Origin of the sequence: Sediminimonas sp. (genome assembly GCF_024637375.1) — a bacterium.
Taxonomy (GTDB): domain Bacteria; phylum Pseudomonadota; class Alphaproteobacteria; order Rhodobacterales; family Rhodobacteraceae; genus Sediminimonas.
The window spans coordinates 1-11,382 of sequence record NZ_JAGXFK010000027.1 but is presented as its reverse complement, the minus strand read 5'-3'; the positions used below and the strand labels follow the sequence as shown (position 1 = coordinate 11,382).

At 68.2% G+C, this 11,382-nt stretch carries 10 protein-coding genes; 4 read left to right on the top strand and 6 right to left on the bottom strand.

Annotation, left to right across the window (positions count from 1 at the left end; all coding sequences use genetic code 11):
• A partial coding sequence (locus tag Q0L89_RS03570) for an FAD-dependent oxidoreductase (RefSeq protein WP_296762606.1) occupies positions 1-1,089 on the top strand: 1,089 nt, incomplete at its 5' end.
• 178 nt (positions 1,090-1,267) lie between these two features.
• On the opposite strand, the gene Q0L89_RS03565 is transcribed toward Q0L89_RS03570, so the two are convergent.
• Complete coding sequence (locus tag Q0L89_RS03565; RefSeq protein ID WP_296762605.1) at positions 1,268-1,939, bottom strand: TetR/AcrR family transcriptional regulator; 672 nt, start codon at positions 1,937-1,939, stop codon at positions 1,268-1,270.
• Between the two features lie 172 nt (positions 1,940-2,111).
• Between Q0L89_RS03565 and Q0L89_RS03560 the strand changes: the two genes are divergently transcribed.
• The 3 genes from Q0L89_RS03560 to Q0L89_RS03550 all read left to right on the top strand — a co-directional run bounded on the left by Q0L89_RS03560 (position 2,112) and on the right by Q0L89_RS03550 (position 7,705).
• Positions 2,112-3,713, top strand: coding sequence for a trimethylamine methyltransferase family protein (locus tag Q0L89_RS03560; RefSeq protein ID WP_296762609.1), 1,602 nt, complete (start codon positions 2,112-2,114; stop codon positions 3,711-3,713).
• A gap of 133 nt (positions 3,714-3,846) precedes the next feature.
• Positions 3,847-6,021: an RNA degradosome polyphosphate kinase gene (locus tag Q0L89_RS03555; protein WP_296762603.1), complete on the top strand. Its 2,175-nt coding sequence runs from the start codon at positions 3,847-3,849 to the stop codon at positions 6,019-6,021.
• 115 nt (positions 6,022-6,136) lie between these two features.
• Positions 6,137-7,705 (top strand): Ppx/GppA family phosphatase, encoded by a 1,569-nt coding sequence (locus Q0L89_RS03550; RefSeq protein WP_296762602.1) that lies wholly within the window; start codon positions 6,137-6,139, stop codon positions 7,703-7,705.
• 48 nt (positions 7,706-7,753) lie between these two features.
• On the opposite strand, the gene Q0L89_RS03545 is transcribed toward Q0L89_RS03550, so the two are convergent.
• The 5 genes from Q0L89_RS03545 to Q0L89_RS03525 all read right to left on the bottom strand — a co-directional run.
• Positions 7,754-8,146, bottom strand: a complete 393-nt coding sequence (locus Q0L89_RS03545) for a hypothetical protein (protein WP_296762601.1) — start codon at positions 8,144-8,146, stop codon at positions 7,754-7,756.
• A gap of 143 nt (positions 8,147-8,289) precedes the next feature.
• Positions 8,290-8,976 carry a TerB family tellurite resistance protein gene (locus Q0L89_RS03540; protein ID WP_296762599.1) on the bottom strand — a complete coding sequence of 229 codons (687 nt, stop codon included), beginning with the start codon at positions 8,974-8,976 and terminating at the stop codon, positions 8,290-8,292.
• 55 nt (positions 8,977-9,031) lie between these two features.
• Positions 9,032-9,523, bottom strand: coding sequence for a GNAT family N-acetyltransferase (locus Q0L89_RS03535; protein ID WP_296762597.1), 492 nt, complete (start codon positions 9,521-9,523; stop codon positions 9,032-9,034).
• Complete coding sequence (locus tag Q0L89_RS03530; RefSeq protein WP_296762608.1) at positions 9,520-10,137, bottom strand: VOC family protein; 618 nt, start codon at positions 10,135-10,137, stop codon at positions 9,520-9,522. Before Q0L89_RS03530 ends, Q0L89_RS03535 begins: the two co-directional genes overlap by 4 nt.
• A gap of 91 nt (positions 10,138-10,228) precedes the next feature.
• Positions 10,229-11,382 (bottom strand): methylmalonyl-CoA mutase family protein (locus Q0L89_RS03525; protein WP_296762596.1); only part of this gene is annotated, 1,154 nt, incomplete at its 5' end.

Genomic DNA, 11,382 nt, shown 5'->3' with positions numbered 1-11,382 from the left:
CTCGTCGGCATGACCCGCGCGCACATGGCCGACCCGCATATCGTGCGCAAGATCATCGAGGGCCGCGAGCACGACATCCGCCCCTGCGTCGGCGCCACCTATTGCCTCGACCGCATCTACCAGGCCGGCGATGCGCTGTGCATCCACAACGCCGCCACGGGGCGCGAATTATCAATGCCTCACGCCATTGCCCCCGCCGGGGCGCGCAAGCGCGTCGTGGTCGTGGGCGCCGGGCCCGGCGGGCTGGAAGCCGCGCGCGTCGCCGCCGAGCGCGGCCATTGCGTGTGCGTGTTCGAGGCCGCCGCCGACCCCGGCGGGCAGGTGCGCCTGACCGCGCAAAGCCCCCGTCGGCGCGAAATGATGGGCATCATCGACTGGCGCATGGCCCAATGCGCCGCGCGCAGCGTGGACTTTCGTTTCAACACCTATGCCGAGGCCGCCGACGTCATCGCCGAAGGGCCCGACGTGGTGATCGTCGCCACCGGCGGTATGCCGCACACACAGGTGCTGGAAGAAGGCGACGACCTGGTCGTGTCGGCCTGGGACATCATCGCCGGCGACGTGAAACCCGGCGCGCGGGTGCTGGTCTACGACGACGCCGGCGACCACCCCGCGTTGCAGGCCGCCGAAGTGGTCGCCGCCACCGGCGCCCATGTCGAGGTGATGACCCCTGACCGCAGCTTCGCCCCCGACGTGATGGCGATGAACCTGGTGCCCTACATGCGCAGCCTGCAATCGCGCGACGTGAGCTTTACCGTCACCTACCGCCTGAAGGCCGTGCGCCGCGACGGCAACCGCCTGCGCGCGGTGATCGGCACCGACTATTCCGACCACCGCGAGACGCGCGATTTCGACCAGGTCGTCGTCAACCACGGCACCGTGCCGCTTGACGATCTCTACTTCGATCTCAAGGCGCACTCGCGCAACCGCGGCGCCGTGGATCAGGATGCGCTGCTGGCCGGCCACCCGCAGCCCGAGGGCGACAATCCCGACGGCGCCTTCGCGCTCTACCGCATCGGCGACGCGGTCGCGGCGCGCAATACCCACGCCGCGATCTACGACGCGTTGCGCTTGCTCAAGGATTTATGAGCCCGGCAGCCCGACGCGCCGCCGGCCGCCTCCGGCGGGAGTATTTTTGGAAAGATGAAGCCGGGCGTGCCTGCAACGCCCGGGGCCTTCATCTTTCCCGCAATACTCCGGGGGAGTCGCCGCAAGGCGACGGGGGCAGCGCCCCCCAATGACCGGCCGCGGGCTTTCGACCGACCCGCTACAGCTCTGTCTGCCCGCCCGCGCGGCCCTGCACGAAATCGGCCGACATCCCGTGACGCGCGGCAAAGCGGGCGATCTCGGCCTCGGTGGGGCAGGTGCCGGTGAAGGTTTCGACGTAGAGCGGCATGCGCCGAATGCGCGGCTCGGGGGGCTCCTCGACCATCATCGAGATATAACCGATCTGCGTGAAATAGACGGTGTAGGCGCGCACGCGCGCGTCGTCCGGGCTGTATCCGAATCGCGCGAACATGGCCTCGATCGCGTCGATCCGGTCCTGGTCCGAGGCCTCCAGCACCGCGCGCAGTTCCGGGTCGGCCAGCGCCCAGTTGCGAATCGCGAAATCCAGCCGCGCGTCGAAAAGATCGTCACGCAGCCAGCAATCGAACAGGTTGAAAAGCGCCTCGGCAATGGTTTCGGCATAGGCCTGGGTGCGCGCCAGCAGGTTGCCGGTATTCTTGACGCGCCAGCGCTCGACCAGCGCCGCCAGCAGCGCCTCGCGGCTGTCGAAATGGCCGTAGAAGCTGGTTCGTGACAGCTCCAGCCGCTTGGCAAGTTCCATCACCTTGACGGCATCGACGCCCTGCTCGACCAGCGTCTCGTAGGCGGCTTGCAGCCACAGCTCTTCCGAGCCGCGCCAACCGCTGGTCTTTTCCGGTTTCAGACGTGTCAAAACCTGCTCCCCGCTGTCCCCGGTGACGTAACAGCGTTTCGATGTGACCGCAATTTCCAACAGTATCGTCAACTTTAACGACACACATGTCGTTTTCGGCACCGACAATGCGTCCACACCCGTGCTGTCGTGTCCTCAAGCACACTATTGCCCGCCAGACAGGATGACAGCGATGCAACAAGGCACCCCGCAAGGCGACAGCGACAGCCCCCGCACCGATGGCCGCGCCCCGCCCCGCCGCGGCCGCCCGGGGCGTAAGCCGCAACGTTCAGCCACGCCGGGGGAAAACCCGGCGCTGCGGGTGCCTTTCATCAACCGCCGGGTGCCGACCTACGACATCCTCGGCGACGCCGCGCTCGCGCGCATCGAGGCAGCCGCCGACCGGCTGCTCGACGAGATCGGCATCGAGTTCCGCGACGACCCCGACACGGTCGAAATGTTCCGCGCGGCCGGCGGCCGGGTCAGCCCCGCCGGCGATCAGGCATGGAACGTGCGTTTCGCGCCCGGCCTGATCCGCGACATCCTGCAAACCGCGCCGGCGCGGTTCACCCAGCACGCCCGCAACCCGGCCAATTCGGTCGAGATCGGCGGCGATGCGATGGTCTTCGCCCCCTCCTACGGCTCGCCCTTCATCCTGGACATGCACGGCAACCGCCGCCACGCCACGCTGGCCGATTTCGAGGCGCTGGTGAAACTCGGCCAGGCTTCGCCATGGCTGCACCATTCCGGCGGCACCATCTGCGAGCCCACCGACGAGCCGGTGAACAAGCGCCATCTCGACATGGTCCATGCCCACATCCGCTATTCCGACCGGCCGTTCCTGGGCTCGATCACCGCCCCCGAGCGCGCCGCCGACAGCATCGAGATGTGCCGCATCCTCTTCGGCGCCGATTTCGTCGACCGAAACTGCGTCATCATGGGCAATTTCAACGCCACCTCGCCAATGGTGTGGGACGGGGTGTCGACCCGCGGCATCCGCACCTATGCCGCCGCCGGTCAGGGGTCTATCCACGTACCGTTCCTTCTGGGCGGCGCGGTGGCGCCGGTGACCATGGCCGGCGCGGTAGCGCAGAACCTTGCCGAATCCATGGTCGGCTGCGCGCTCACGCAGCTTGTCCGCCCCGGCACGCCGACCATCCTGGGCAGTTTCCTGTCGTCGCTGTCGATGCGTTCGGGCTCGCCCACCTTCGGCACACCGGAACCGGCGCTCGGCTCGCTGGTGATGGGGCAACTGGCGCGGCGGCTGAACCTGCCGCTGCGCTGCGCGGGCAATTTCAGCACCTCCAAGCTGCCCGACGGGCAGGCGATGACCCAGGCGATGATGTCGATGATGTCGGCGGTGCAATGCGGTGCCAACTACGTGCTGCACTCGGCCGGGTTTCTGGACGGGCTGTTGTCGATGTCGTTCGAGAAATTCGTGCTCGACACCGATATCTGCGCAATGCTGCACACCTACGCCAACGGGCTGGACGTAACCGACGAAACTCTGGCCTTCGACGCGCTGGCCGAGGGCGGGCCGGGCACCCACATGTTCGGCACCGCGCACACCATGCGCCACTTCGAGACCGCCTACTGGGACAGCGCCATCAACGACGACAGGCCCTGGGAAACCTGGGTCGAGGCCGGGCGCGAGGACGCGCTGCAACGCGCCAACACGCGCTGGCGCGAAATGCTGGCCGCTTATGAGCCGCCCGCCATCGACCCCGCCACCGACGCGGCGCTGCGCGATTTCATCGCTGAGCGCAAGGATTCGATGCCCGACGCCTGGTACTGACCCGCGCCATTGCCTGCCTGCCCCGGCACGCCCGGCGCATCCCGGCGCGCCTGCCGCGCGACACTGGACAATTTCCTTCCGCACCGCCACAGTCCGTCATTCCAATGTCACAGGAATTGAGCACAAGCCCCTCATGACTCATGCGGATTTCCTAAAGGCGCCCTTCGATGCGCCGCAGGCGCTACCCGAGCTCGACCTCACCGGCCCGGCCCGCTTCTACAACCGCGAGCTGAGCTGGCTGGGCTTCAACTGGCGCGTCCTTGAAGAGGCCGAGAACCCGCGCGTGCCGCTGCTGGAACGGGTGCGCTTCCTGTCGATCTCGGCCGCCAACCTCGACGAATTCTACACGGTCCGCGTCGCCGGCCTGCGTGAACTGGCGCAGGCGGGCAACACCACGCCGGCCATGGACGGGCTGACTCCGGCCGAGCAGCTCAAGCTGATCAACGCCGACGCGCGTCGCCTGATGGAGGCCCAGCAGAGCATATTCACGGATCTGCGGCAGGAACTGGACGCCGAGAACATCACCATCCTCGACCGCTCCGGGTTGACGCAGGACGACAAGCGCCACCTCGACACGGTGTTCCTCGACCGCGTGTTCCCGGTGCTGTCGCCGCTGGCCATCGACCCGGCACACCCGTTCCCGTTCATCCCAAACACCGGATTCAGCCTGGCGCTGCAACTGGAGCGGCACAACGACAAGCGCCCCCTTCGGGCGCTGCTGCCGATCCCGGCACAGATCGACCGCTTCGTGGCGCTGCCCGCGCCCGAAGGCACACACCGGCTGCTGCCGCTCGAGGAATTGCTGCTGGAACATCTCGACAGCCTGTTTCCCGGCTACGAGATGCGCGGTCACTGCGCCTTCCGGGTGTTGCGCGACAGCGACCTGGAAGTCGAGGAAGAAGCCGAAGACCTGGTGCGCGAATTCGAAACCGCCCTCAAGCGGCGCAAGCGCGGCGAGGTCGTGCGCATGAAGATCAGCGCCGGCGCCCCCGGGGAATTGACCGACCTGATCATGAACGAGTTGCATGTCACCTCCGACGAAGTGGTCGAGGTGACCGGCATGATCGGCATCGCCGACGTCGAGGAACTGGTCCTGGAATCCCGCCCCGACCTGATGTGGCCCGCCTTCACCTCGCGCGTGCCCGAGCGCGTGCAGGATCACGACGGCGACATGTTCGCGGCCATCCGGCAGAAGGACATGCTGCTGCACCACCCCTACGAGACCTTCGACATGGTGGTGCGTTTCCTGCAACAGGCCGCGCGCGACCCCGACGTGGTGGCAATCAAGCAAACGCTCTACCGCACATCCAAGAACTCGCCCATCGTCGCCGCACTGTGCGAGGCGGCCGAGGACGGCAAGTCGGTCACCGCGCTGGTCGAATTGAAGGCGCGCTTCGACGAGGCCGCCAATATCCGCCAGTCGCGGCGGCTGGAACGCGCCGGCGCGCACGTGGTCTACGGGTTTCTCGACCTCAAGACCCACGCCAAGATTTCCACCGTGGTGCGGCGCGAGGGCGAGCACCTCGTTACCTATACCCATTACGGCACCGGCAATTACCACCCGATCACCGCGCGCATCTACACCGACCTGTCGCTGTTCACCTGCGATACCAAGCTCGGCCGCGACGCCACCAAGGTGATGAACTACCTGTCGGGCTATGCCCAGCCCGAGGGCCTGGAAAACCTCGCGATTTCGCCGATCTCGCTCAAGCAGCGCCTGCTCGACATGATCGCGGCCGAGATCGAGCACGCCCGCGCCGGCCGCCCGGCGGTGATCTGGGCCAAGATGAACGCGCTGGTCGAGGCGGAAGTGATCGACGCGCTCTACGCCGCCAGCCAGGCCGGGGTCAGGATCAGCCTCGTGGTGCGTGGCATCTGCGGGCTGCGCCCCGGGGTCGAGGGCCTGTCGGAAAATATCCGCGTGAAATCCATCGTCGGGCGGTTCCTGGAACATTCGCGCATCGTGTGCTTCGGCAACGGCCATGGCCTGCCGCACAAGAAGGCGCGCGTCTTCATCAGCTCGGCCGACTGGATGGGACGCAACCTCAACCGGCGGGTGGAAACGCTGGTCGAGATCGAGAACGCCACCGTCAAGGCCCAGATCGTCAGCCAGATCATGGCCGCCAACATGGCCGACGTGGCGCAAAGCTGGGTGATGTCGCCCGACGGCAGCTTTGAGCGCGCCGAGGTGCCAGAGGGCACGTTTGCCTTCAACTGCCACCGCTTCTTCATGGAATACCCGTCGCTGTCGGGGCGTGGCTCGGCCGGCGCCGGTGACGTGCCGCAGCTCACCCACACCGAGGACTGAACGCGCACCCGCCCCGCGCCCATTCGCCGCTGCCCCCGCAACCGTGCCCGATTGACGCCCCGTCGCGCCTGTCGCATTGTGCGCGCGCGCGTCACCTCGAGGGGGATCACCAGCCATGGACGGCACGCCTGAGCCGCAGCCACACGATTGGGGCCCGTTCGGGCGGCCGCTGTTCAACGACGCCTCGTCGCGGGCGCTGTCGCGCGTCGGCGTTGTCGATGTCGGCTCGAACTCGGTGCGGTTGATGGTTTTCGACGGCGCCGCCCGCAGCCCAGCATATTTCTACAACGAAAAGATCATGTGCGCCCTCGGCGCCGGGATGTCGAAAACCGGAAAGCTCAACCCCGAGGGGCGCATGCGCGCGCTGGCGGCAATGCGCCGCTTCCGGCACCTGGCCGATGGCATGGGCATCTCGCCGCTTACCGCCGTGGCCACCGCCGCCGTGCGTGAGGCCACCGATGGCCCCGAGTTCCGCGCCGAAGTCGAATCCGAGACCGGCATCCAACTGTGGGTGATCGACGGCGAGGAAGAGGCCCGGCTCTCGGCACAAGGCGTGTTGCTTGGCTGGCCGGGCTCCTACGGGCTGGTCTGCGACATGGGCGGCTCGTCGATGGAACTGGCCGAGATATCGGGCGGCCGCGTCGGCCGGCGCATCAGCGCACAGATCGGCCCGCTCAAACTCAGCAGCATGAAGGGCGGCAAGAAGGGGCGCAAGGCGTTCATCAAGCAAACCCTATCCGACATGGCCGGGCACATGGGCCCGCAAAAGAACCGTCTGTTTCTGGTCGGCGGCTCGTGGCGCGCCTTCGCCCGAATCGACATGGAGCGGCTCGGCTATCCGCTGCATGTGCTGCACGAATACCGCATGAGCCCGGCCGCGATCCGCGAGACGGCGAAATACATCGCCGACAGCGACCCCGATGCGCTGCGCGCGCGCGCCAGCGTGTCGTCAAGCCGCATGGCGCTGGTGCCACTGGCGGCCGAGGTGCTCAAGCAGGTGGTCAAGACGTTTCACCCCCGCGACATCGCGATCAGCAGCTACGGTATCCGCGAGGGCATGCTTTATGAACAGATGCCGCAGCAATTGCGCGACCGCGACCCGCTGATCGAATCGTGCACCTACGCCGAGGCCAAGGACGCCCGCCTGCCGGGCTTCGGCCGCACGCTCTACACCTTTATCCGCCCGCTGTTCAAATCCGCCCCCGACCACCGCCGCCGCATCGTCAAGGCGGCGTGCCTGCTGCATGACGTCAGTTGGCGCGCGCACCCCGATTACCGCGCCGAGGACTGCTTTGACAACGCCACCCGTGCCAACCTCGGCGGGCTCAAACATTCCGAACGGGTGTTCCTGGGCCTGGCCTTGCTGCACCGCTACAGCAACAAGCGCGCCAACGCGCGCTTCGCGCCGCTGGTGTCGCTGATCGACGAGGCCAGCCTGCACCAGGCCGAAGTCCTCGGCAAGGCGATGCGATTCGGCGCCATGCTGTGGCCGCAAAAGGATGCCAGCCCCGGCGAATTGCGCTGGTTCCCCAAGAAGAAGCTCCTCGAACTACGCCTCACGCCCGAGGTCGAGCCGCTCTTCGGCGAGGTGGCGCAAACCCGGTTCCAATCGCTCGCGGCCACGCTGGACGCGCAATCGCGCGTCACCGTCGCGCGCGCACGGCGGGGTTATTCCGCGGCCTGACAGCGACGGGCGCACCACCTCCCCCGTCGGCCGCGCCGGCGCGCATTTTCACAGCTCGATCTCGCCCTCCGGCGGCGCCGGCCGCGGGGCCGGCGCCTCGCGCTTGCGACGCAGGATGATGTCGCCATTGGGCAGCATCTCGGGCGGGTGGTAATTCGTGATGTCTTCGACGCGCTCCAGCAGGCCGGCCAGCGCCGGCCCCATCTCGCGCAGGAAATCGCGCACTGCCGGGGTCATCTCGCCGGCAAAGTCGCGCAACCCTTCCAGCGCCGGGTCGGCCTCATCCATCAGGCCGCGCAGGAACATCCGCGCGCCTTTCTCCATCAGTGACCGGCCCGCATCCGGCTGCTGCGCGCCCGGCCCATCGGGGGGCTGCTGCTCGGCCGTGGCGGGGGCGGCCACCAGGCACACCACCGCCAGTATCTTCGCTACCTGATTCATGCCTCTCGCCTATACCAAAGTGCGCAACAGTTTGCGATCTCTTCCATGATCGGCCATTTCCTCTCTCCACAAACATCCCCAGGGGCGCGCGCGGCACGCGCGACGGGGCGAGCCCCGGAAACGGCGCCTCGGGGGCGCCTGCCTCAGGCCACCTCGTCGGCGATTTCCCGGAACGCGCGGTTGATGTCGATCAGGCGTTTCTCGGCCATCTGCCGCGCCTCGGGGGGCACGCCGCGCGCGGCCATCGCATCGGGGTGGCTCTCGCGCACCAGTTGCTTCCATGCGCGGCGCACCTCATCGGCCGAGGCATCCCTGCTTACCCCCAGCACCGCGTAGGGATCGTCCGCCTCGTCGGGCACGAAACGGCTGCGCAGGCGGCGGAAATCGCGCTCATCCAGCTCGAATATCTCCGCCACCCGGCGCAGAAAGGCATCTTCGGCCTCGTGATAGACACCGTCGGCCACGGCGATATGGAACAGCCCCTCCATCAGGTCGCAAAGGCACTCCTTCCCGTCGCCGAACATCGCCCGGATCCGGCGCGCATATTCCTCGTAGCCGGCCACGTCCTGGCGCGCCAGGTTGAACACGCGCGCCGCACCGGCCACGTCGCGCGGGGCGATGGTGAACACCTCGCGCGCGGCGCTGACCTCGTTGCGGGTCACCAACCCGTCGGCCTTGGCCATCTTGGCCGACAGCGCCAGCACTGCGATGGTGAAAGCGACAGACCGTTCCGGCGCGCTCGCCGTGCGCAGCCGGTCGAAGACGGCGCTCAGCCCCTCGCCCTGTCTGAGCGCCGAGAGCGCCTCGGTGATGCGTGACCAGATCGACATGCCTTCATCCTAACCGCATTCGCCGGCGCTGTCAGCGCGCCATGGCCGCGTGCGCCTACAGGAATTTCTGCAACAGCACCAGATCCATCCAGCGGCCGAACTTGCGCCCCACCTGCGGCAGCCGCGCCACCCGTGCGAACCCCTGCGCCTCGTGAAATGCCACGGCGCCGGGGTTTTCGGCGCTCACCGCCGCGATCAGCGAATGCACCTCCGCGGCACGCGCGTGCTCGCACAGCGCCGCCATCAGCGCCCGACCCACACCGTGCCCGTGCGCCTGCTGCGACACGATTACCGTGTGCTCCATCGTGTGCGCATAGCCCGGCCCGGCACGAAACCGGCCATAGGTGGCAAAGCCCACGACCGCGCCGCCCGTCTCCTCGGCCAGCAGGAACGGGCGCCCCTCGGCTGCGCAGGCGGCGAACTGCGCGCGCAATCCCTCCACGGTCTTTGGCGCGCTGTTGAAGGTCACCGCGGTGTCGCGGATCATCGGGTTCCAGATCGCCGCCACCGCCCCGGCGTCGCCCGGCCCGGCCGCGCGCAGCCTCACGCCAGGCTCCGGCGTCCGTGCGGGGTGTCGAACTCGGCCACAAGCGCCGGCGCAGCGCCTGCCTCGACCACCACCCGGTCATCGTCCAGCACCGCCGCCAGCGCCGTGCACAGCGCGCGCGCCTCGGGGTGGGCCAGAACAAGCCGCCGCAACCGGCACCCCGACGCCGCCAGCCGCGCCGCCGGGTGCCCTGCACCGCGCCATTGCAGCAACGCCGGGAAACAGCCCCCGAACGGCAACACCCGGTCGCCCGGCACCGCCATGCGCCAGCGCAGATCGCCGCGCACCAACTCCACCGGCACGCCGGCCCCCGCCGGCGCCGCCGCCAGCGCGGCCTCCAGGTCGTCGCACCGGCAGATCCAGTTGGCCAGCCGCGGCGTACCCGCGAACCGGTCCAGGTCGAACCAACGCGCCCGCCCCGGCGCCGCCGCCGCCGGGTCGATGGCGATCACCTCTAGGTAAAGCCCATCCTCCAGCCCCAACAGCAGGTTGTGCGTGCCGAAATCCGGGTGCGCGCCGCCCGGCTGCAACGCCACGCCCAGCGCATCCTCGACATGCGCACGCCCCGCCTCCAGCGTTTCGGCCGCCACCGCCAGATGATCCAACTCCACCATGTCCCTGTCCTTCATCTTTCCCGCAATACTCTCGGGGGGAGGCGCGCGGCACGCGCGGCGGGGGGCGGACAGCCCCCCTCGCACCCCGGCCTCAGCCGCGCGTTTCGCGGATCAGTTTCAGGATATCCTGCGCCGCCTCGGGGATGTTGGTACCGGGGCCGAAGATGGCCTTCACGCCGGCCTTTTTCAGGAACTCGTAATCCTGCTGCGGGATCACCCCGCCGCAGATCACGAGGATATCGCCCGCGTCGCGCGCCTTCAGCGCCTCGATCAGTTGCGGCGCCAGGGTCTTGTGCCCGGCCGCCTGGCTGGAAATGCCGACGACGTGCACGTCGTTGTCGATGGCGTCCTGCGCGGCCTCCTCCGGCGTCTGGAACAGCGGCCCCACATCCACGTCGAACCCGATATCGGCGAACGCCGTGGCAATCACCTTGGCGCCGCGGTCGTGGCCGTCCTGGCCCATCTTGACCACCAGCATGCGGGGCCGGCGGCCCTCTTCCTCGGCGAAGTCCTCGACCGATTTCTGGATCGCGGCAAAGCCCTCGTCGCCCTCGTAGGCGGCGCCGTAGACGCCGGCCAGCGTCTTGACCTCGGCGCGGTGGCGGCCGAACACCTTTTCCATGGCCATGCTGATCTCTCCTACGGTTGCGCGGGCGCGCGCGGCGTCTACCGCGGCTTCCAGCAGGTTGCCGCCGTCGCGCGCACGGCGGGTCATCTCGTCCAGCGCCGCGTCGCAGGCGGCCTGGTCGCGGGTGGCACGGATACGTTCCAGCGCGCGCACCTGGCCGTCGCGCACCTTGGCGTTGTCGATATCGAGGATGTCGATCGGGTCTTCGGTTTCCTTGCGGTACTTGTTGACGCCCACGATCACCTCATCGCCGCGGTCGATCATCGCCTGCCGGGTGGCGGCGGTCTCCTCGATGCGCAGCTTGGGCATGCCGCTGGCAACCGCCTTGGTCATGCCGCCCATTTCCTTGACCTCCTCGATTAGTTCCCACGCCTTTTCGGCCAGGTCGTGGGTCAGCCGCTCCACGTAATACGACCCGGCCAGCGGATCGACCACGTTGGTGACGCCGGTTTCCTCCTGCAGGATCAACTGCGTGTTGCGCGCGATGCGGGCCGAGAAATCGGTCGGCAGCGCGATCGCCTCGTCCAGCGCGTTGGTGTGCAGCGACTGCGTGCCGCCCAGAACCGCGCTCATCGCCTCGTAGGCGGTACGCACCACGTTGTTGTAAGGGTCCTGCT